21 protein-coding genes and 2 riboswitches are annotated in these 21,104 nt (G+C 43.8%); of the genes, 6 read left to right on the top strand and 15 right to left on the bottom strand.

Translation table 11 applies throughout. From position 1 onward, the window contains the following. Positions 1-77: 77 nt before the first annotated feature. The 4 genes from KQI39_RS01515 to KQI39_RS17525 form a co-directional block, all read right to left on the bottom strand. The gene (locus tag KQI39_RS01515) at positions 78-1,814 is read right to left on the bottom strand and encodes a MutS-related protein (RefSeq protein WP_216415917.1); all 1,737 of its coding nucleotides are present in this window, start codon (positions 1,812-1,814) and stop codon (positions 78-80) included. Positions 1,815-1,936: 122 nt separating this feature from the next. Then, on the bottom strand, positions 1,937-3,205 hold the full coding sequence (locus tag KQI39_RS01510) for a cell wall hydrolase (protein ID WP_253293014.1): 1,269 nt from the start codon (positions 3,203-3,205) through the stop codon (positions 1,937-1,939). A 185-nt stretch (positions 3,206-3,390) separates the two neighbouring features. Continuing rightward, positions 3,391-3,711: a hypothetical protein gene (locus KQI39_RS17995; protein ID WP_216415915.1), complete on the bottom strand. Its 321-nt coding sequence runs from the start codon at positions 3,709-3,711 to the stop codon at positions 3,391-3,393. A 13-nt stretch (positions 3,712-3,724) separates the two neighbouring features. Continuing rightward, entirely contained in the window at positions 3,725-3,859 is a 135-nt protein-coding gene (locus KQI39_RS17525; RefSeq protein ID WP_256442586.1) for a hypothetical protein, read from the bottom strand. 102 nt (positions 3,860-3,961) lie between these two features. Between KQI39_RS17525 and KQI39_RS01500 the strand changes: the two genes are divergently transcribed. From KQI39_RS01500 to folK, 6 genes are all read left to right on the top strand, one after another. Further along, complete coding sequence (locus tag KQI39_RS01500; RefSeq protein ID WP_148447847.1) at positions 3,962-4,300, top strand: hypothetical protein; 339 nt, start codon at positions 3,962-3,964, stop codon at positions 4,298-4,300. A gap of 16 nt (positions 4,301-4,316) precedes the next feature. Then, a complete protein-coding gene (locus KQI39_RS01495; RefSeq protein WP_216415912.1) occupies positions 4,317-4,592 on the top strand; it encodes a hypothetical protein in 276 nt (91 codons plus the stop codon). Between the two features lie 221 nt (positions 4,593-4,813). After that, a riboswitch (THF riboswitch) is annotated at positions 4,814-4,910 on the top strand. Between the two features lie 144 nt (positions 4,911-5,054). After that, positions 5,055-5,612 carry a GTP cyclohydrolase I FolE gene (folE, locus tag KQI39_RS01490; RefSeq protein WP_148447851.1) on the top strand — a complete coding sequence of 186 codons (558 nt, stop codon included), beginning with the start codon at positions 5,055-5,057 and terminating at the stop codon, positions 5,610-5,612. Beyond that, positions 5,612-6,088, top strand: a complete 477-nt coding sequence (locus KQI39_RS01485) for an HD domain-containing protein (RefSeq protein WP_216415910.1) — start codon at positions 5,612-5,614, stop codon at positions 6,086-6,088. Before folE ends, KQI39_RS01485 begins: the two co-directional genes overlap by 1 nt. An 11-nt stretch (positions 6,089-6,099) precedes the next feature. Next, positions 6,100-6,906 carry a dihydropteroate synthase gene (gene folP / locus KQI39_RS01480; protein WP_216415908.1) on the top strand — a complete coding sequence of 269 codons (807 nt, stop codon included), beginning with the start codon at positions 6,100-6,102 and terminating at the stop codon, positions 6,904-6,906. Positions 6,907-6,915: 9 nt separating this feature from the next. After that, complete coding sequence (gene folK / locus KQI39_RS01475) at positions 6,916-7,737, top strand: 2-amino-4-hydroxy-6-hydroxymethyldihydropteridine diphosphokinase (RefSeq protein WP_216415906.1); 822 nt, start codon at positions 6,916-6,918, stop codon at positions 7,735-7,737. A 244-nt stretch (positions 7,738-7,981) separates the two neighbouring features. On the opposite strand, the gene putP is transcribed toward folK, so the two are convergent. The 11 genes from putP to hisD form a co-directional block, all read right to left on the bottom strand. Next, positions 7,982-9,490 carry a sodium/proline symporter PutP gene (gene putP / locus KQI39_RS01470; RefSeq protein ID WP_216416096.1) on the bottom strand — a complete coding sequence of 503 codons (1,509 nt, stop codon included), beginning with the start codon at positions 9,488-9,490 and terminating at the stop codon, positions 7,982-7,984. Positions 9,491-9,687: 197 nt separating this feature from the next. Next, positions 9,688-10,935 carry a hypothetical protein gene (locus KQI39_RS01465; RefSeq protein ID WP_216415904.1) on the bottom strand — a complete coding sequence of 416 codons (1,248 nt, stop codon included), beginning with the start codon at positions 10,933-10,935 and terminating at the stop codon, positions 9,688-9,690. 18 nt (positions 10,936-10,953) lie between these two features. After that, positions 10,954-11,919, bottom strand: coding sequence for an ABC transporter ATP-binding protein (locus KQI39_RS01460; protein ID WP_216415902.1), 966 nt, complete (start codon positions 11,917-11,919; stop codon positions 10,954-10,956). Beyond that, complete coding sequence (locus KQI39_RS01455) at positions 11,912-12,697, bottom strand: ABC transporter ATP-binding protein (RefSeq protein WP_021976429.1); 786 nt, start codon at positions 12,695-12,697, stop codon at positions 11,912-11,914. Before KQI39_RS01455 ends, KQI39_RS01460 begins: the two co-directional genes overlap by 8 nt. Positions 12,698-12,711: 14 nt before the next feature. Further along, on the bottom strand, positions 12,712-14,280 hold the full coding sequence (locus KQI39_RS01450; RefSeq protein ID WP_216415900.1) for an ABC transporter substrate-binding protein: 1,569 nt from the start codon (positions 14,278-14,280) through the stop codon (positions 12,712-12,714). A gap of 63 nt (positions 14,281-14,343) precedes the next feature. Then, positions 14,344-15,171: a nickel transporter permease gene (gene nikC / locus KQI39_RS01445; protein ID WP_173761678.1), complete on the bottom strand. Its 828-nt coding sequence runs from the start codon at positions 15,169-15,171 to the stop codon at positions 14,344-14,346. Next, complete coding sequence (nikB, locus tag KQI39_RS01440; protein ID WP_118062895.1) at positions 15,172-16,110, bottom strand: nickel ABC transporter permease; 939 nt, start codon at positions 16,108-16,110, stop codon at positions 15,172-15,174. It lies immediately after the preceding gene. A 189-nt stretch (positions 16,111-16,299) separates the two neighbouring features. Then, positions 16,300-16,489: riboswitch (cobalamin riboswitch) on the bottom strand. Between the two features lie 288 nt (positions 16,490-16,777). Further along, a complete protein-coding gene (locus tag KQI39_RS01435) occupies positions 16,778-17,737 on the bottom strand; it encodes a M14 family metallopeptidase (RefSeq protein WP_118062897.1) in 960 nt (319 codons plus the stop codon). A gap of 94 nt (positions 17,738-17,831) precedes the next feature. After that, on the bottom strand, positions 17,832-19,112 hold the full coding sequence (gene hisIE, locus KQI39_RS01430) for a bifunctional phosphoribosyl-AMP cyclohydrolase/phosphoribosyl-ATP diphosphatase HisIE (protein ID WP_216415899.1): 1,281 nt from the start codon (positions 19,110-19,112) through the stop codon (positions 17,832-17,834). 19 nt (positions 19,113-19,131) lie between these two features. Next, positions 19,132-19,719 carry an imidazoleglycerol-phosphate dehydratase HisB gene (gene hisB / locus KQI39_RS01425; RefSeq protein WP_216415897.1) on the bottom strand — a complete coding sequence of 196 codons (588 nt, stop codon included), beginning with the start codon at positions 19,717-19,719 and terminating at the stop codon, positions 19,132-19,134. Next, positions 19,719-21,029: a histidinol dehydrogenase gene (hisD, locus tag KQI39_RS01420; RefSeq protein WP_021976577.1), complete on the bottom strand. Its 1,311-nt coding sequence runs from the start codon at positions 21,027-21,029 to the stop codon at positions 19,719-19,721. The genes hisB and hisD overlap by 1 nt, the downstream gene beginning before the upstream one ends. Positions 21,030-21,104: the final 75 nt, after the last annotated feature.

Raw genomic sequence — 21,104 nt, 5'->3', positions numbered from 1 at the left:
CTCCTTGGATTTCAAGTTAAATGTTTAAATAAAAGTGTTTATATAAAATTTATATTTTACAGTTACGCTGCTCTTGATTATACCTGCTCTTTTCTTTCGGCGCAAGAAATTTTTGCCCATATGCCGGTGCGTTCAAATTCAGCTGCCGCATTTCCGGCATTTTTCACAAGCTCCTGATCATATCCCAGCATATCCAGAAGACGGATGGCATTTCGTGTAGTTGCTCTTCCTGGCTGAAGAAGATAATTGAACACCACTTCCTGTTCCCGGACTTTCTCTTCAAAATGATAATTTGTATAAATTTCATCCAGAATATAAGAAAGTTCAATATCATGAGTCGCCGCAAAAGGCAGTATCCAGTTTCCCCGAAGAGAATTTAATATCTGCGAGGAAGCCGCGATCCGCTCAATGGTGTTTGTACCCCGGAGAACCTCATCGATCACACAGAGCAGAGGTTCTTTTTTCCTGCTTTCATCCAGGATCCGTTTCAGAGACCGGATTTCTACAATGAAATAACTTTCTCCGCTGCTGATATCGTCCCGCAGCGCCATGGAAGTCATTACTTTCAGAAACGGTGTCTGACAGGATGTGGCTGTACAGGTGTGGATGGTCTGTGCAAGAATACTGTTGATCGCCACATTTTTCAGAAATGTGGATTTGCCGGAAGCATTGGAGCCGGTAACCAGGGTGCCTCCTGTTGCAGTGATACTGTTTGCCACCGGATTTCTGATCAGAGGATGGTAGAGATCTTCTATTTTAATCTGGATCGCAATATCAGATTTCTCTGACCAGGGCATAAACACGGGTATGCTCCAAAGTGACAGTGTCCGGCGAAAAGAAGCTATGGAAACCAGCGCGTCCAGTTCCCCGATATTATCGATCAGCAACATGATCGTATCTGCTTTGTCTTTGATTTCTTTTAATAGGGAATTGTATGCCAGAATGTCCACATGAAATACCATCCGCACATAACTCATCAGCAGCTGAAAAGGATCTCCGGAATCTGCATTTTTGCCGGTGATCAGAAAGGCTTTTTTCCGGAAACGGCGGAATTCTTTTTTTCCTTCCGCGATCGCTTCCATCTGTTTTTTGGCTTCAGGATATTTCACGATCTGCATCTGATCTGCCGCTTCCAGCATTTTCAGAAGATGGTTAAAGCAGTCCATATAAGCTTCTATGACCTGCTGCCCTGCACTGGCATAATAGATTGCGATATTGGCGATCATCAGACACATGAACACCAGAAATCCCATCATCGGATACATTGGAAGCAGCACAAAAATACTAACAAGAAGCGCCACCAGCATCAGAATATGGATTTTTATATTGATCACAGGTGCATCATTGAGGGCAAGCACTGTGTCCGCCAGAGAGCCAAGCCTTGTCTTCCCGATGGAGGCCAGAATCAGCTGAAGATCTGTCCGTTCTTTTTCGTGGGTATCAAAAAAATGTATCAGTTTCTCACGTTCTTCCAGAATTTCTTCGTTAAAAACAGGCCTTCGGAGCATATTATAGAGAACATCTTCCCCAGGTGAGGAAAACGTCTGATTGATCTGTATAAAGATCCGATCCATATCCAGATCGTTCCAGGTAATATCATCAATATAAAATTCCCCGTTTTCTTTTCTGCGGAAATAATGGGAAATACGCTCCAGATCATCCGGGGAATATTCTCTTTCCGGAATTTTTCCGAAAATTCTTTTTATTCTGTTTTTCTGAGCTTTTTTCCACTTGTAATTGTTCCATGCCATCATGACAATAAACAACACAACAATTCCTACTGCCCACAGGATCACCTGTAAATAAGGGTTCATGCTATATCTCCTTCCCGTTTTTAACTGAATCAGGGAAATCTCCCTGCAAGGTTACGTATATCCTCTTAATACAAAAAGTCCCCGTCAGCGGCTGAACTGCTGCTGACAGGGATATGGCTTTATTATACCCAGTCTACAAAGAATGTGTGGTCTTTATAAACTTCGTATTCCACTTTGCTGAAAGTCAGTGGCTGTTTTTTAAATGCACTGTTCATCATAAAATACATATAATTAAAGTCTTTCTTCTTAAATCCGCTTAAGGTTCTCGCTTTTCCGGTTTTTACATAGTTGTTGAAAATAGTCATCGCTTCTCTGGCAGCCTGATATGCAAGTGTACGGTTCTCAAAAGTTCCTTTGAGCCGCTTCGCAAGTGCACCATCTCTTACAACAGAATACTGTGGTGTCGTACTGCTTCCAATGTTTTCGTAAATTACACCTCGAATTGTTGAAGGAAACTCTTTATCGGACTTAATTGTACGGTTTAGAACACAAAGTGCGACTGCTTCCATACCGATTTTTCCCTGATTTCCCGCCTCTGCTTCACAAAGTGCAGCCAGAAGAGCCTCATCCGTTGTTTTTCCGTTTGCAATTCCCGGATGGCTTTTATATTCCTTAACCATTGTATAATAACGACTGTTTGTAGTGTCATAAACCTTAACATTTCCGTTACTTACATTCACATTTGGTTTACTGGTCTTTGCAGTTGCTACACCTGTTGCGGATATGGAATATGTAACACCATTTACTGACACGGTTGTGCTGACAGCCATGACTCCATTACTCTTAAAGTAATAAAGCTTACCACTGATCCGATTCAGGCCGGTATACATATAACCGGTATCTGTATCAAAATAATACGTGATATTTTTGGAGGTATTCTTAAGCCAGCCTGTCGCCATCACACCGGAATTACTGTAGAAATAACGTTTCTGCCCTTTACTGTTTTTCATCCAGCCAGTAGCCATAACGCCTTCACCGCTTGTGAAATAATACTTCTGGCCTTTGCTGTTCTTCATCCAGCCCCTGGTCAGTTTACCGGTCTTTGGATTGAAATATCGTTTATGCTTCTTGGAATCCGTCATCCAGCCAGTTACCATGGCTCCTTTTTTGCTTGTAAAATAATAGGTCTTTTTTCCAGATACACTAAGCCAGCCCTTGACCTGAACACCGGTTGTTTTATTGAAATAATACTTATATTTTCCTAATGTCAGCCAGCCTTTCTGCTTACTTCCGTCACTTTTTATGTAGTAAGTTTTTCCTCCAATGGTTTTAAAACCGGCAGTTGCCGCCTGAACCTCCGTTGTGGAATTTGATAGAAACATACATCCTGTGAAAAGCAATGCAACCAGAATCAGACCTTTCAACCATTTTCTTGTTCTGAAATTCTTCATAATTTTCCCCATTTCCTTATAACTGATACAAATGTATCAACTCTATTTCAAAAATTACAAAAATGTTACATCGCGTTTATTATATCGTAACGAATAAATACTGTCAACTTTTTTGTAACTGTGGACAGCTTCCAACCATATGATGAACTGTAAACAAAATTCTGGAGGACTTATCGATGAGTGACTTAGCTGCTACAAACTGTAATGACTGCGGATGCGGCTGCGATTCCGGATGCGGAAACAATAGTTGCGGATGTAATGGTGGATGTAACAATGGATGCGGATGTAACAATGGCTGGGGTACTTCCCTGTTTGGCGGCGGAGGAAGCAGCTGTTCCTGCATTCTCTGGATTATCTGTCTCCTGTGCTGCTGCGGAAATAATAATGGATGCGGATGCAATAACAATGGCTGCTGTAACGACAGCTGCTGGATTATCATCCTGCTTCTGCTCTGCTGCGGAAACAACGGATGTGGTTGCAACAATTGCTGCTGATCTTTCCGGCAAGAAAAGGCAGAGGTTATCTCCTCTGCCTTTTCTGCTGCCGTTTCTTTGCTTCCTCCTGTTTCTTTCTTTTTTTCTCCAGACATCTCAGATCTATTTCATAAAAAGCATTTCCATCAATTACCAATTTCTGCTTCTTTTCAGATTCCATAAAACGCTCCAAAAAAATTCTTCCATATATAATATGGCAGCTGCAGGTTTTCCGTCATATTTTCATTTATGAAATCATAGATTTCAGGAAAAAGGATTTTTTATGGAACAGGATTATATTGCCAAAACTGCGTTGGATGAAATGGTTGAAAGTGACCGGGATCAGATGCTAAAAGCCATGGTTCCGTATCTTCCCCCATCCGGCCAGCAGTTTCTGTCTATGTATACAAAAACACAGGAGCTTATGAATACCATGTCTCTTTTCCGAAACCGGAAAAAATCTGCGGATCTGCAGGCTGCCAGTCTTTCCGGCATAGATCCTCTGGAAATGCTGCAGGATATCCGAAAATGCTGCAGTGGGGAAAGCCGTCGTCAGATTGACCAGATCACCAATCTGATGGCGACCATTCAGATGCTGCAGATTATGAACGAAAATTCCTGAAGGAGGGGAAAAATCCATGAGCGATGACTGGAAAAACAATCCAAAACTTTCCCAAATGGATCCGCAGAAACTTTCCATGTTACAGAATCTTGCAGATCAGGGACTTGGGAAAAATCCTTCTGAACTGATGCCGTTTATTATGGGCGCAGCTTCTCAGGGAAAAAATGCGGGATTAAATTTTAGCTCCGATGAAATCTCTGCGATTATTGAAGTACTTAAGATGGGAAAAAGTCCCGCGGAAATCGCCCGGCTTGACCGTATTGTAAATCTGATGAAAATGATACGCCATTAACAGCTCTGTGATCCCGGAACAGCACCTTTTCTGTTCCGGGAATTTTCTGTCTTATATTCCTTTTTCTATCTGTCTGAATATAATCTGTAAAAATCTGTCAAATCCATAGATTCTATTGCATAATTCATAGAACATATTCCCTATTTTTGTGATATTTTTTTATCATTTTCCCTTTCTTATTATACCAGTATATGGTATACTTGTCCGTGAAATGAATGATATGCAAAATAGGACTTTATGCGTCAAGTGTTTGGCGAATGGGGAGTTGTCGCCAGAACGAAAAGTACGTCTTACGGTATGGAGTCCGCACCCGTTGCAGCAATATAAGAGGATATCTCATATTGTGTAGGGCTTTTTTCGACATACGTTCTATTACAATTGGAGATATCTTTTTTGTGTGCAAAAATAAAAAAGACAGTCTCCGAAAAACGTGATTTTTTTAACAAATGGAGGTTGTTATTTATGGTAGACAAAGCAAAAGTAGAAGAAGCGATCAAACTTCTTCTCGAAGGAATCGGCGAAGATGTGGACAGAGAGGGACTGCAGGGAACTCCGGAGCGTATCGCCCGTATGTGTGAGGAAATTTATGGCGGACTTGACAACGAGGCGGACGAATATCTTCAGAAACAGTTCCATGTAGAAAACAACGAAATGGTCCTGGAAAAAGATATTACCTTTTATTCCATGTGCGAGCATCATCTTATGCCATTCTATGGAAAAGCTCATATCGCATATATCCCAAATGGCAAAGTTACCGGCTTAAGCAAACTGGCCCGTACCGTTGATGTGTACGCAAGAAGACCACAGATCCAGGAACGCCTGACTGTGCAGATCGCAGATGCTCTGGAACGTGTCCTTGATCCAAAAGGAATCATGGTAATGCTGGAAGCAGAACATACCTGCATGACCATGCGCGGAATCAAAAAGCCGGGAAGCAAGACCATCACCACTGTCACAAGAGGTGAATTCAAAGAAAATATGGAACTTCAGAAACAGTTCCTCGCTATGGTCAAAGACTGATGGACAGAGTAAATCAGATCTGGAATCATCCGCTCTATCAGACTGAGCTCCGTAAACTTCAACTTCTGGAGGCTGACCGTGAATTCTGCAGACATACACCGGAACATTTTCTGGATGTGGCACGTCTTGCCTATATCAGAGCCCTTGAGGAAAATTATCCGGTTTCAAAGGAACTGATCTACTGTACTGCCCTTCTTCATGATATCGGACGGGCCAGACAATATGAAGATGGTACGCCTCATGATGAAGCCGGTGCGATTATCGCCGGACAGATTTTAAAGGAACTTGGATTTTCTCCGGAGGAAATCCAAGCAATTGTTTCGGCGATCCGCGGTCACAGAGCCGAGACTGACCAGACGGTTCTCGGAAAACTGATCTATCGTGCGGACAAAAAATCCAGAAACTGTTTTTCCTGTAAGGCAGAACCAGAGTGCTACTGGTCTCCTGCCAAAAAAAATATGACGATCCAATATTAGGAGGTTTTTCCATGAAAATCGGAAATCGTGAATTTGATGTGAAAAATAAAACATATATCATGGGTATCTTAAATGTCACACCGGATTCTTTCTCAGACGGTGGAAAATGGAACGACATGGACCATGCCCTGAAACATACAGAAACTATGATTGCTGAAGGTGCTGATATCCTGGATATCGGTGGAGAGTCCACCCGTCCGGGCCATACACCGGTTGGTGCACAGGAAGAGATCGAGCGTGTACTTCCTGTTATCGAGGCAGTAAAAAGCCGTTTCGATATCCCGATTTCTGTAGATACATATAAGGGATGCGTTGCCGAGGAATCCCTGAATCACGGAGCAGACCTCATCAACGATATCTGGGGACTGAAATATGATCCGGAGATGGCTCCTGTTATCGCCAGATATAATGCTCCCTGCTGTCTGATGCATAACAAAGATAACACAGAGTATAACAACTTTATTGTAGACATGCTGGCTGAAACCCAGGAATGTGTCAATATCGCCAAACGTGCCGGTATTGCCGATGACAAGATCATTCTTGACCCGGGTGTCGGATTTGGTAAAACATATGAGATGAACCTGATGACAATGGATAATCTGGAGCTTTTCCAGAAACTAGGTTATCCGGTACTTCTTGGTACTTCCAGAAAATCCATGATCGGACTTGCCCTTGATCTTCCGGTGGATCAGCGTGTGGAGGGAACTCTTGCCACATCCGTGATCGGTGTTATGAAAGGCTGTGCGTTTGTCCGTGTTCATGATATCAAAGAAAACAAGCGTGTCATCCAGATGACAGAAGCCATTCTGGGACGCTAGGAGGAACCGATGGATAAAATCGAAATCAGAGATCTTGAGATTTTTGCAAACCATGGTGTATTTCCGGAAGAAACTGCTCTTGGACAGAAATTTGTTGTTTCTGCCATTATGTATACAGAGACACGTCCGGCAGGGCTGACAGATGATCTTTCCGCTTCCATCAATTATGGGGAAGTCAGCCATATGATCACCGATTTTCTTCAGAAAAACACCTATAAACTTCTGGAAGCTGCTTTGGAGAATCTGGCAGAAATGTTGCTGCTCTCTCTTCCGCTTCTTAAAAAGATCACCCTTCGTATTGAGAAGCCATGGGCTCCGGTAGGGCTTCCACTGAAAACCGTTGCTGTGGAAATTACCCGTGGCTGGCATACGGCCTATATTGCTTTTGGTTCCAATATGGGGGATAAGAAGAAATACCTGGACGATGCGATCCAGGGGCTTCGGGATATGAAAGAGATCGTTGTTGAGAAAGTTTCGGAGTATCTTGTGACAGAGCCTTATGGCGGTGTGGAGCAGGATGAATTTCTCAATGGAGCTTTAAGAGTCCGGACTTTGCTTTGTCCGGAGGAGCTTCTTGACAGGCTGCATGTGCTGGAGCAGGCTGCGGATCGGAAGCGGATCATACATTGGGGGCCACGGACACTGGATCTGGATATCTTGTTTTATGATAATGAGATCATTGACACGGAGGTATTGCATGTGCCTCATATTGATATGGAGAATCGGGATTTTGTGTTGAAGCCTATGGTGGAGATTGCACCGTATTTACGGCATCCGGTGTTGAATTTAACAATGGAGCAGTTGTTAAAAAAGCTTGAGGGAAAAAATTAGTTTTTTCTCGGCTTGAAAGCTGTGAAAAGCGTGGGGAAGGGAAGCATTCATAGTTGCGAAGGCCATTTCCCTTCCCCACACCCCTTCCCTCCGGCCACGCTTAAAACATTTTGGCTGTGTGACTTTATTCAAATTATAAATAAAAAAGATGACAAGCCCGATACAGATGTCCTGATTGCGATCTGTATCGGGCTTGTTTTGTATGGTGTGAATTGTTGACTACTTGTTGTTATTGAAAAATAGTTTATTTCTGGTTTACCAAATCGAATTCGTCGGTGATTTCTTTGGATGGGGCCTTGGTGAGGAGACTGACGATGATGTTTGCTGCGATGGCCACCAGGAAGGCGGGAAGGAGTTCATAGATTTCCCAGGCGCCGCCGAGTTTGCTGATTCCGTATTTCCAGATGAATACCATGGATCCGCCGCAGATCATTCCTGCCAGGGCTCCCTGCCAGTTGGAGCGTCTCCAGAATAATGCCAGGAGGACTACAGGGCCGAATACGGCTCCGAAACCTGCCCAGGCAAAGGATACGATAGTAAACACGGAACTGTTCGGGTCGCGGGCAATAAACATGGCTACTACTGCGATGAGAAGAAGCGTGATCTTATCGGCTACCATGCTTTCTTTTTTTGTTTCTTTATCCTTCAGGATGCTTCCGAGAAGGTCGGAAGAAACGGCTGAGGATGCTGCCAAGAGCTGAGAATCTGCGGTTGACATGGTGGATGCCAGGATTCCTGCGAGGATAAGTCCTGCAAGGATTGCTGCAATTACACCATGTTTACTGAGAAGATCTGCAATCTGAACGATAATTGTTTCAGATGCGGAGCCCTCCAGAAGGTCAAACTCTCCTGCTGCTGTCATTCCAAGTCCTACCACACCGATCAGTACTGCTACTGCCAGTGAGATCACTACCCATGTAGTTGCTACTCTTCTGGAAAGTGTAAGCTTTTCTTCGTCTTCGATCGCCATGAAACGAAGAAGAATATGCGGCATTCCGAAATATCCAAGTCCCCATGCAAGCATGGAAATGATATTAAGCAGTGGGTATGCCTGTTCTGTTCCGGTTGTCGGATCATATGTAGTAAACATAGTCAGATATCCGGGCAGTGATCTTGCATGGTCTGCAACTGCTTCAATACCACCTGCTGTGCTGATCCCAAATACAAATACGATCACAAGTGCGATGGACATGATGATACTCTGGATAAAGTCTGTGGTAGATGCTGCCAGGAACCCTCCCAGTGTGGTATATCCAACGATGACCAATGCACTGATGATCATAGCCGGCAGATATTTTACCCCGAAGAGACTTGCAAAAAGTTTACCACAGGCTGCAAATCCGGAGGCTGTGTACGGAATAAAAAAGATTACGATAAAAATCGCTCCGATAGACTGCAGGATCTTTTTCTCATCTCTGTAACGGTTGCTGAAAAAGGATGGCAATGTAATGGAATTTCCTGCCACATGTGTGTAGCGGCGGATTCTTTTTGCCACGATCCTCCAGTTAACGTAAGTTCCGATCGCAAGGCCAATGGCTGTCCAGCCTGCATCTGCAATACCGGTAAGATAAGCAAGTCCAGGCAGGCCCATCAGAAGCCAGCTGCTCATATCCGAAGCCTCTGCACTCATAGCTGTTACAAGAGGTCCAAGCTTTCTTCCTCCCAGATAGAAATCGGAACTGTCGTTATTGTTCTTGGAGCACAGATAACCCACAAAGATCATTGCACCCAGGTAGACGATAATGGCTGCCATTATACAAATATGTGCTGTTGTCAAGAATAGTTCTCTCCCTTCATTTATCTATGTATGTTTTCACATATTTATAGATTTTATTATATTAACTTAAGAAAGTAAAGAGGATTTTCCATTTTTTTGAATAAAAATGTCTTTTATACGAAGAAAAAGGGCTGAACCCATAAGACAGCCCAGCTCTTTTCCAAAATTTCTGTTTAGTTTTCCTCAATACGCTTCTGCACATCTTCCACTGTATACGCTTCTGTCAGTGCTTTCAGATCATCCGGTGTGGTATCTGTATTGTAAGCTTTGATCACTTCCATCAGATCTGCACAGCTGTATGCATTTTCATAAATATCCTGTGTGTATCCGTAAAGCTCATTGAAGGTATCTTTATCGGATGCGCTCCAGAATCCCTGATACAGACGAACGGTATTGCAATCTGTATCATCCGTGTTTGCCTCCGGATGACCGGACATTGCATTGTACAGGATCGCAAATGCAGGGCCGCCCATGGATGCATATTTTCCTGCAATGTAATCAATCTTCGGATTACCAAAAGAATCTTTATCGTTGATCTCATCATGATTTCCCATGGAGAAGCAGTCAACAGCTCCAACTTTGATATTGGAGCCCTGCTCTTCTTCCTTGGAAGTAATCGTCTTCATGACCTCATCTACATTGAAGGTACAGAGAACTGCATCATAATTTCTATCTACAAAAGCATGTTTCAGGTTATTGATTCCTTTCGGATCTGTCATATATCTAGGGCAGATGGTAATGCTGACATCATCCTTTCCTGCATCTACAACCGTTGTTTTCTCAGATGACGCAAGTTTCTCAACATCCTCCGAATAAGTCAGTCCTTCTTTTTCAGCCAGTCCTTCCAGAACACCAATGGTTCTCTGAAGGTGCATGTAGTTTCCTACGGAAGAACCACCGGTCAGCACAATATAACTGCTGGTATCTGCATCTGCAAAATAATCTGCCATATTGTAGCCGGCTTCATAATCTGCCTTTGCATCCGGTCCTACACTTCCAAGAAAATACGGGCTGGTTTTTACCTTGTCATAATCTTCATCGCTGATACTTCCGGAACCAAGAACATAATACATTTCTTCTTCATCACAGGCTTCTACGATCTTCTGAATATCCTGTCCATAAAAAGAAATGATTCCGCTTACGCCCTGCAGCTTCATTGCGCGGATGAAATTGATCTCGTCCTCTGCAGAATTAATGCTGCCTGAAAAATAGAACTTTACCGGAAATCCCTGCTGGATATATTCTCTGTAATAGTTCATAAACATGTTCATTTCCGGGCTGTTCTGATTATATACTACAACACCTATTGTATATTGAACATCTCCGTCTTCGGAAGCAGCAGAAACTTTTTTCCCGCCAACTGCAAAAACGGCAAGCAACAACAGCAGAATGCCCAGTACTTTAAAGTTTTTTAATGTCATACTGTTTTTTGCCTTTCTTTATTTCTCAGTTACATAATGGCAGGCTACTTCATGTCCGGACTCTACCTCTGTAAGCACCGGACGGATCGTCTTACATTTCTCCATGCAGTGCTCACAGCGATTCTGGAACGGGCAGCCATGAGGAACATCCAGAGGGCTTGGAGCCTCACTTTCAATACTCTCGATCTTTTTGTTCTGATCCATATGAATGGAAAACTGAGCGCCAAGAAGAGCCTGTGTATATGGATGAAGAGATTTTTCTGCAACATCCTCTCCTGGAATTACCTCCACGATATTTCCAAGATACATTACCGCGATCTGATGAGCAAAAGAACGGATCAGCGCCAGGTCATGGCAGATAAAGAGCATGCTGATGTTTTTCTCCTTCTGGAGACGTACCAGCAGCTGGATCACCGATTCCTGTACAGAAACGTCAAGTGCGGAGGTTGCCTCATCACACACCAGGATCTCCGGTTCCAGGGAAAGTGCACGTGCAATACTGATACGCTGCCTCTGACCACCACTCATATTATGAGGATAGCGGTCTACAAAATCTCCGGGAAGTTCTACCATTTCCAGAAGTTCTCTGGCTTTGGCTTCCTTTTCGCTTCTTTTCAGTTTCCCGTAATTGATCAGCGGCTCTGTAAGAATATCCACGATCTTCATTTTCGGGTCAAAAGATGCCAGTGGATCCTGGAATACCATCTGCATATTCTGACGGTTCAGCCAGGTTTCTTTCTTGGAAAGATTGGAGAGATTTTTTCCATGATAAAGGATCTCACCACTGGTTGGCTTGTCAAGAGAGATGACCATACGGACAAAGGTGGATTTACCACAGCCGCTCTCTCCTACGATTCCCAGAGTCTTTCCTTTATAAACATTTAAGTTTACATCATTGCAGGCTGTCAATGTTCTGCCACCAGAAGCCGGGAATTGTTTTACGATATGTTTTGCACTGAGTACGATATCGGATTCCTTAAACATAACGCTGTCCCTCCATTTCCGGCACTGCAGCCAGCAGTTTCTTTGTATAGTCACTGGTCGGATGATTCATGACTTCATCACGTGTTCCCTGATCCACAACTTTTCCGTGCTGCATAACAACCAGCTGATCGGCCATATAAGCCGCTACACCAATGTTATGAGTAACGATGATGATGCCGGTTCCGAAATCATCACGGAGCTCCATCATCTGGCGTACGATCTGTGCCTGCGTGGTTACATCCAGGGCACTGGTCGGCTCATCTGCAAGAAGCAGTTCCGGGTTAAAAGTCATAGCCATGGCAATACCAACTCGCTGACGCATACCACCGGAAAGCTGGTGAGGATAACTTTTCATGATATTTTCCGCGTCTGGAAGACGCATTTTCTGAAGCATGGAGCAGCCTTTTTTCCATGCTTCTGCTTTGGATACGTCAGTATGTGTACAAATATACTCCACATACTGGCTTCCGATTTTGCGGATCGGGTTCAGGGTTCCGCCGCAGTCCTGAAAGATCATGGAAATGCGGGTACCTCTTAAATTTCTCCATTCATCCTTGGTATTGGAAAGCAGGGAATGTCCGTTGAACTGAATATCACCGGCACTGACCCGGCCACCCCCAGCAAGAGCGCCGAGGACAGCACGGATCACGGTTGTTTTTCCACTTCCACTCTCTCCTACAACACTGATGATCTCACCCTTCTTCATGGAAAGATTGAAATGCTCAATGGTAGGTGCCTGCTTTCCGTACTGAACGGAAAGATCCTTGATTTCAAGCATAAATAAACGCTCCTTTACTCGGCAAGAGTGATATCCTTTGTCAGCCAGTAGTAATCCATCGGATACATCTTAACTCCAGTTACTTTCTTATTGGAGAAGAGATAAGTTGTCTCATAACCGAAGAATACAGTTGCTGCATCATCCATAATATCCTGCTGGATGTCGATAATCAGATCTTTTCTTGCATCCTCATCGAATGTCTGAGCAAGCTCGTCAAGAAGTTTATCTACATCCGGATTGTTGTATCCTGCAGTATTGTTTGCGGAAGAGCTGTACCAGTTCTCTCTTAAGTAGTTCTCCGGATCACCTGTGTTGGCAACCAGTACGTTCCAGATCAGAAGATCATACTGACCGGAATCTCTCATGTCAAGAAGTGTCTCATAACTTACAGTATTCAGGTTTACATTGATACCGATCTCTTTCAGGCTGGCCTGTGCTGCCTGTGCGTATACACCAAGCTCTGCACGGCTTGTGTAAATAACGAAATCAAGAACAAGCGGATCTCCGTCCGGAGTCTCTACAAATCCGTCACCGTCAACATCTTTGTATCCAGCTTCCTCAAGAATCTTCTTTGCGCCATCCGGATCGTAAGCATTCTCATCGTTCAGATCATCAAATCCAAAGTCAAGTGTTGGCGGAACCGGTGCTTTACCAGCTGTTGCACCACCCTCAAGAAGAGTGTTACAGTATGTCTCTTTGTCAAGTCCGCGGAGAAGTGCCTGGCGAAGTGCCTTGTCGCTGAGTGCATGATCCTCGTTCTGGTTCATAAACGCATAGGTGGAACGAAGAGACTGAAGTTCCTGAATATCATAGTTGTCATTTCCCTCGAACTCAACCAGATTCTCTGTTTTCAGGTTGTAAGCGATATCGATCTCACCTGTCTGAAGAGCCATGGAACGTGTTGTCTGGTCATCCACACATTTCAGTGTAACTTTATCAAGGGGAACTTCTCCATCCCAGTAGTTCTCATTTTTTACTACGACACAGGAATCTGTCGGGTTGAAGGACTCTACTGCGTAAGGTCCTGTACAGATCGGTCCTTCCATGGCAAATGTAGAATCATCTACATTTGTATCTACGATCAGAAACAGCGGGTCTGCAAGGCATCCGGCCATGTTTGCATTTGCTCTGTTCAGGTGGAAGATCAGGTTCTGTCCATCAACCTCGATGCTGTCGAGATCAAAGAATTCCGGAACACGGTCACTCTTTTCAGCGGTACGCTCGATGGAAGCTTTTACCATCTCTGGTGTCATATCGTCGCCGTTGGAGAATTTTACGCCCTCACGGATCTTGAAGGTCCATGTTTTTCCATCTTCGCTGTTCTCCCATTCTTCTGCAAGACATGGAACGATCTCACCGTTCTCATCGAATTTTGTGAGGCACTCTCCGATCGCATAACGGGATACTACCCAGCTGAAATACTGCTCTGTCGGCTCCAGTGTATCTGCAAAGCTTGTTACTCCGATGGTGATCTCCTTATCACTTTTTTTGTCACCTTTTGCCTGAGCCACTGTTGTCATGGAAAAAGTCATCATGCATGCAAGTGTAGCAGCCAGCACTTTTTTAACTACGTTATTTCTCATTTCATCCTCCTAAAGATAAATATACTAATAATATGGTGTTGGTTTGTTACAGAAAATGTTTTATTAATCCTGGCGTGGATCCAGTACGTCGCGGATGCTGTCTCCAAGCATGTTGAAAACAACCACGCAGATCACAATGGCAATACCAGGGTAGATCATAAGCCATGGCGCTTTTGCCATGTAGGTTCTTCCCTCGTTGAGCATCAGTCCCCACTCCGGTGTCGGCGCAGTTGCACCAAATCCCAGGAAAGAAAGGGAAGCCAGCTCCAGCATCATGGTTCCGATATCTGCTGCCGCAGTTACCACCATCTGTGTTACCATGTTTGGAAGAACATGTACAAGAAGAATCTTCCAGGTCTTTGTTCCGTTTACCACAGCTGCCTCTATGTAAAGACTCTTCTTGACTTTCAGAACCATACTTCTTGCAAGACGGGCATATTTCGTCCAGCTTACAGCCGCGATGGAGATAACGGCATTGACAAGGTTCGGTCCCAGCATACCGGCAATGGCGATGGCCAGCACAAGGCCCGGGAAGGAAATCATCATATCCGCAATGCGCATGATCACCGCATCTACAATACCGCCAAAATATCCGGCAATAACTCCTAAAAATGTACCGATCACAAAAATCACCGCAACCAGACATAAGGTCATGATCAGAGACGTTCTTGTTCCGAAAATAACACGGGAAAGAAGATCTCGCCCAAGTTTGTCTGTTCCAAATGGATGGGCGGAGCTCGGCTCCTGCAGTGATTCGGTCATAACTGCATCCAACGGATCATATGGGGAAAGCTGCGGTGCAAAGATCGCAACACCGATCACCACAAGACCTAGAATAAAGAAAAGAGTGAATTGTTTGTTTTCTTTGAATATTCGTAATACTTTTTTCAATTATCTATCCTCCTTAAGTCTTGGATCGAGATAAGTGTAGGATAGATCCACAAGCAGGTTGATGCACATGTACAGGATCGCGATCCAGAGTACATAGCCCTGTACAAGAGGATAGTCACGACAGGAAATTGCCTTTACTGCCATATTTCCCATTCCAGGCCAGTTGTAAATGATCTCTACAACTGCAGTACCTCCCAGAAGACTTCCAAGGGAAAGTCCCAGCAGTGTTACCAGCGGAAGCATTACATTAGGAAGAACGTGTTTCCAGAGAATGACGCTTTCCTTGATCCCACGCATTCTTGCACCTGTGACATAATCCTGGTGAAGCTCCTCCAGTACTGCACTTCTTACCTGTCTGGTATACTTTGCAGACATGGCAAGTGCAAGTGTCAGCGCCGGAAGGATCATGGATTTAAAATCTGTACTGCCTCCGGCAACATTGATCCAGCGAAGCTGAACACCAAAGATGCTGAGAAGGATCAGGCCCAGCCAGAAGCTTGGAACAGATACTCCCACAAAGGTAATTCCTCTTACAAAATAATCCGGGAATTTGTTCTGATATACAGCGGCCAGTATTCCAAGCGGTATGGAAATAATGACCATCATCAGAAGTGCCAGCAACGACATCCTCAGCGTCGGCCAGAAACAGGATACCAGTTTATCCGTTACCGGCATTTTGAAAGAATAGGACTGTCCCATATCTCCTGTTACAACACCTTTCAGCCAGGAACCATACTGTACAAGAAATGGCTGGTCAAGGCCGAGATCATGTCTTGTCTGTTCCAGAAGTTCCGGTGTTGGAAGATTACCACACTCTGTCAACATGATCTCCGCAGGATCACCAGGTGACAGGTAGGTCAGTCCAAATGTGAAAAAGCTGATTCCAAACAATACAATTATGATCTGGAGAAATCTTTTTCCTACTTGTTTCTTTGTCACGTTTTACTCCTTTCCTCATTTGATGTGATTTTTAGCATAGCCGTTTCAACTTATATAAGATAATAATAACTATAATGGGATTCTTTATATGCAGAAAATGCATGGAATTTCAGAAATACGCACGAAAAAAGCCCGTGACGAAATACGGGCACACACAAAAAAACATGCTTCCTATCTTCCGTAAGAATCATCTTAAAACAATTACAAGCAGGTCTCCTGACTCAGGCTCCTCACCCTCAGACACCTTCCCGGCCCTATTTCTCACGCACCCGGCCAGTGGTATTTTATCTGAGGATTCCCCATTACAGTGACGGGATCGTACCGGATTTACACCGGTTTCCCTATTAATCCTCTCGGAACTTGCAACGGCTGATGTAAAAATCAGCAAATGCTGTTAAATTACGGATTTATTGTATGATAAATCTATTGCTGTTGTCCATAGAAAAATGTTGTATTTTTAGAATATTTATCAATTTTGTCAAAGCTGTTTGAATTGTACATATACCCCGTTAGGTATTTAACAACTGAGTTTATCCGATTTGTCAAAAAAATACGGATTTTACGCGTTTATTTTTACAAATAGAACAACAAACGGTAAAATCCGGTTTTCTTATCGCTTCTATAGGAATTGAATAAAACAATTTTTGGTGGAAAAGCTCTGCGAATATCAGGTCAGCGTCTCTGTGATCGCTGCATAGGCGATCATCGGTCCGTCCTCAATAATATTCAGGCTGGCTGTCTGATAAAGTACAACTCCATTTTCTGTTGCAATGGATGTATAAAGCAGGTTTCCGTAGTAATCTCTCAGTTCACCCAGGTCTTCTCCTTTAAAGAAGTACTCTCCAGGCTTTTTGGATGGATACCAGCATCCGGTATATGGTGCATATTCATATACCACATTTTCCAGAAGCATCTGACGGTAATGTTTCAGTCCGTGACATTTCTTCCCCTGAAGATGAAACACAAGATGACGGACGTCTCTTTTGTCCTGTTCCACTTCCTCCCAGGTCCAGTAACTGTGTCCGCCCCTCTCGATGAGAATACTTGGAATTCCAAGAGAAGAGGCATAATTATAGGCACCACCTGTAGCAGTTGTAGAGCGGACCACATATTTGACACCGATATGTCTTGCCATATGTAAGGACTTCTCTGCCGTCTCTTCATCTACAACCCCTACATAATAAACATATGGATGAAGCTGCTCATATCCGTCTCCGCTGTGCAGATCAATATAATAATCCGTTATGGAAAAAAGTTTCGTCACCATGGTATAGGCAATGCGGTCTGCAGCTGTCCCCTCAGGATCTCCCGGGAAAACACGGTTCAGATTCTTACCATCTTCATAGACCATACTCATGGTACGATGTTCAAATCCACTGACATTGACCAGCGGAATGATGATCACATTTCCCTTCAGTTCCTCCGGCTGAAATTCTTTCGCAAGTTCCATCGCCGCCTGTATTCCTACATACTCGGCGCTGTGTACTCCTGCTGTGATCAGGATCGTCGGTCCGTCTTCCACCCCGCAGATCACAGTCGCCGGCATCGCCATGCCGCATCCTGTGATCTCAATCTTACCTTGTGCTTTTTCTCCTTTTTCGATCACCCAGTCATCAATTTTGATCATTGGCTGTTTCCCTTTCCCTTTTTCTTATATTTCCGCACTTTGTTCCGATAAGTATACCATGCCTAACCAAAATTGTATATGTCTTTTTTTAATTCTATCTTTTTGCCAGTTCTCTGGTGATCTCTTCCCAGCTGACACCTTTTTCCACCATCAGTACCATCATGTGATAGAGAAAATCTGAGATCTCATACTTGATCTCTTCTTTATCCGGATTTTTGGCGGCAATAACGATCTCTGTACATTCTTCACCGACTTTTTTCAGGATCTTGTCAATTCCCTTATCAAAAAGATAATTGGTATAGGAACCTTCCTTCGGATTCGCTTTCCGGTCTGTGATCACATCGTACACATTCTGGAATACATGGAGTGGATTGGTATCATCGTACTCTTTCTTCATCAGTGGTTTGAAGAAACAGGTACGGTTTCCTGTATGGCAGGCAGCCCCCACCTGATCCACCTTGGCAAGGATTGTATCATTGTCACAGTCAATGGTAAGAGATTTTACATACTGTACGTGTCCGGATGTCAGGCCTTTTGTCCAGAGTTCATTCCGGCTGCGGCTCCAGTATGTCATTTTTCCCAGTTTCAATGTGGTATCAAAAGCCAGTTCATTCATATAGGCCAACATCAGCACTTCATCTGTCCGGTAATCCTGGACAATAACCGGAACCATTCCATCACTGTTTAATTTAAAATCGGACCATGCAATATTGCTTTTATAGGTATTCACCGGAATTCCGGCTTTTTCGCAGGTCTCTTTTAATGTATGCAGATCATTTTCAAGACTGCTCACATAAGCACCGCAAAGTCCGGACACGGCGGTTTCCCCTAAAAGCTCCAGAACTTTTTCCTGACTGCTTTCGTCCGTGTGGAGAACAATGGAAATCTGCGAAATCTGTGCGATTTCATTTTCCACTGTATCCAGAGCCAGAACACTGTCTGCATAGGTTTCGATCAGATCCTGATTTTCTGTAAATTCCTTCAGATCAGAAATACTGATCATCATACGTTCTTTTCCAAAACGTCTGGATACTTCCTCCAGAAGCTCAATATTACTTTTCTTTGAAAAATTTAATACAACTTTGGCACAGCCTGCATAGATCAGTTTTTTTACGTCTTCCATGCGTTTGATGTTTCCTGCTGCGATCACCGGGATTTCCGATGCCTGGCAGATATCCCGGATCTTTCCAATCGCACGGTCATGCTCTGCATCTGCAGAAGAAAAGTCAAACACCAGAAGCTCATCTGCTCCATTGTCGCCGTAAAACTTTGCAAGTGTCTCTACATTTCCATCTCCGAAAAGATTTCTCTGTCCAAACCCTGTTACCGCTTTTTCTGCCTGAAGATAAAGGCATGGGATCAACTGTTTGTTCATAAGTGGTCTCCTTTATGTATCAGAGGCTTCCCTTGGTAGAAAGCACGTCTGTGATCCGGGAATCATACTGTGTTGCCGCGTCAAGGGCTTTGGCAAAACTCTTAAACATGGCTTCTGCCACATGGTGGCTGTTTCCGCCGGAAAGAACTTTGATGTGAAGATTCATTGCTGCGGAATAAGACACTGCATAAAAAAATTCCTTCACCATCTCGGTTGCCATATCTCCTATTTTCTCCGTGGAAAACTCCGCATCCCATCCAAGATAAGGTCTTCCGGAAAGATCCACCGCACAGAGCACCAGAACTTCATCCATGGGAAGGATACAGCTGCCGTAACGTTTGATTCCTTTTTTGTCCCCTACCGCCTCACGGATCGCATTTCCAAGGACAATACCTGTATCTTCAATGGTATGATGATCATCCACATTCAAGTCACCGTGTACTCTCAGTGTAAGATCGTACAGTCCATGACGCGTAAAGCCGTCCAACATATGGTCAAAAAAGCCAATACCTGTATCAATATCGGAACTTCCTGTTCCGTCAACATTCAGCTGCAGACGAATCTGTGTTTCTTTTGTGTTTCTTTCGATCAGTGCTTCTCTTGCCATTATTCGTTCTCCTTATCCTCTTCCTCAAAACGGACTGCAATGGAGTTTGCGTGTGCGGTCAGCTGTTCCGATGTGGCAAACTGGATAATGTCCTTGTGGATCTTCCGGAGTGCTTCTCTGGAATAATACACAATGCTGGATTTCTTAATAAAATCATCTACAGAAAGTGCGGAGAAAAATTTCGCGGTTCCATTGGTAGGAAGTACATGGTTCGGTCCTGCAAAATAATCTCCAAGAGGCTCGGAGCTGTGCTCTCCGATAAAGATCGCACCTGCATTTCGTACTTTCATCATATCTTCAAACGGATTCTTTGTGACGATCTCCATATGCTCGGAGGCAATTTCATTGGCTGCCTCAATGGCCTCGTCCATATCTTCTGCGATCAGGATATATCCAAAATTCTCCAGAGATTTCTCGATGATAGCTTTTCTGGAAAGTTTTTCAACAAAACCTTTTACCTCTGCGTCAACCTTATCTGCAAATTCTTCATTTGTTGTGATCAGGATCGCGGACGCCATCTCATCATGCTCTGCCTGAGAAAGAAGATCTGCCGCGATATAACGTGGATTTGCAGTCTCATCTGCAAGAACAAGGATCTCGCTTGGTCCGGCAATGGAGTCAATGCTGACATAACCATAAACTGCTTTTTTTGCAAGAGCAACAAAAATATTTCCAGGTCCTACGATCTTGTCCACTTTCGGGATACTCTCAGTTCCGTATGCAAGAGCTCCGATAGCCTGGGCACCGCCCACTTTATAAATTTCATCTGCACCGGCCTCATTGGCAGCAACCAGTGTGCTTGGATTCACCTTTCCGTCTTTTCCCGGAGGAGTTGTCATTACAATACGGTCCACACCTGCTACTTTGGCAGGAACGATATTCATCAGTACAGAAGATGGATATACAGCTTTTCCGCCTGGAACATAAACACCTACACGGTTCAGTGCAGTTACTTTCTGGCCAAGCATAGTACCGTCTGTCGTACTTGTGAACCAGCTGTTCTGAAGCTGCTTTTCATGATAGCTGCGGATATTTACCAGCGCTTTTTTGATCACATCAATCAGAGACGGATCTACCAGTTTATAAGCTTCCTCGATCTCCTCCGGTGTAACACGGATCGTCTCCTTTGTCACTTCAACTTTATCAAATTCTCTGGTAAAAGCAAACAGAGCTTCATCTCCCTCTGCCTTTACTTTTGCGAGGATATCTGCTACAGCATCCTCATATTTGCCATAATTATTAGGACTTCTTTTTAAGAGAGTTTCCAGAATATCTTTTGTAGATTCCTTGGTGAGTTTTACCTTACGCATAATAACTTCTGCCTTCTTTCTGTATTTATTCACAATCCGTTCCACTACATGCTCATAAGCAAATAAACAGCTTCA

Origin of the sequence: Blautia sp. MSJ-36 (assembly GCF_018917985.1) — a bacterium.
GTDB lineage: Bacteria > Bacillota > Clostridia > Lachnospirales > Lachnospiraceae > Blautia_A.
This window is presented reverse-complemented; position numbering and strand designations above follow the sequence as displayed.

Excerpts from the sequence above, each read along its gene's own strand:
- KQI39_RS01515 (WP_216415917.1), bottom strand. The coding sequence starts at position 1,814 with ATGAACCCTTATTTACAGGTGATCCTGTGGGCAGTAGGAATTGTTGTG.
- KQI39_RS01510 (WP_253293014.1), bottom strand. The coding sequence starts at position 3,205 with ATGAAGAATTTCAGAACAAGAAAATGGTTGAAAGGTCTGATTCTGGTT.
- KQI39_RS17525 (WP_256442586.1), bottom strand. The coding sequence starts at position 3,859 with ATGGAATCTGAAAAGAAGCAGAAATTGGTAATTGATGGAAATGCTTTT.
- KQI39_RS01500 (WP_148447847.1), top strand. The coding sequence starts at position 3,962 with ATGGAACAGGATTATATTGCCAAAACTGCGTTGGATGAAATGGTTGAA.
- KQI39_RS01495 (WP_216415912.1), top strand. The coding sequence starts at position 4,317 with ATGAGCGATGACTGGAAAAACAATCCAAAACTTTCCCAAATGGATCCG.
- folE (WP_148447851.1), top strand. The coding sequence starts at position 5,055 with ATGGTAGACAAAGCAAAAGTAGAAGAAGCGATCAAACTTCTTCTCGAA.
- KQI39_RS01485 (WP_216415910.1), top strand. The coding sequence starts at position 5,612 with ATGGACAGAGTAAATCAGATCTGGAATCATCCGCTCTATCAGACTGAG.
- folP (WP_216415908.1), top strand. The coding sequence starts at position 6,100 with ATGAAAATCGGAAATCGTGAATTTGATGTGAAAAATAAAACATATATC.
- folK (WP_216415906.1), top strand. The coding sequence starts at position 6,916 with ATGGATAAAATCGAAATCAGAGATCTTGAGATTTTTGCAAACCATGGT.
- putP (WP_216416096.1), bottom strand. The coding sequence starts at position 9,490 with ATGGCAGCCATTATCGTCTACCTGGGTGCAATGATCTTTGTGGGTTAT.
- KQI39_RS01465 (WP_216415904.1), bottom strand. The coding sequence starts at position 10,935 with ATGACATTAAAAAACTTTAAAGTACTGGGCATTCTGCTGTTGTTGCTT.
- KQI39_RS01460 (WP_216415902.1), bottom strand. The coding sequence starts at position 11,919 with ATGTTTAAGGAATCCGATATCGTACTCAGTGCAAAACATATCGTAAAA.
- KQI39_RS01455 (WP_021976429.1), bottom strand. The coding sequence starts at position 12,697 with ATGCTTGAAATCAAGGATCTTTCCGTTCAGTACGGAAAGCAGGCACCT.
- KQI39_RS01450 (WP_216415900.1), bottom strand. The coding sequence starts at position 14,280 with ATGAGAAATAACGTAGTTAAAAAAGTGCTGGCTGCTACACTTGCATGC.
- KQI39_RS01435 (WP_118062897.1), bottom strand. The coding sequence starts at position 17,737 with ATGATCAAAATTGATGACTGGGTGATCGAAAAAGGAGAAAAAGCACAA.
- hisIE (WP_216415899.1), bottom strand. The coding sequence starts at position 19,112 with ATGAACAAACAGTTGATCCCATGCCTTTATCTTCAGGCAGAAAAAGCG.
- hisB (WP_216415897.1), bottom strand. The coding sequence starts at position 19,719 with ATGGCAAGAGAAGCACTGATCGAAAGAAACACAAAAGAAACACAGATT.
- hisD (WP_021976577.1), bottom strand. The coding sequence starts at position 21,029 with ATGCGTAAGGTAAAACTCACCAAGGAATCTACAAAAGATATTCTGGAA.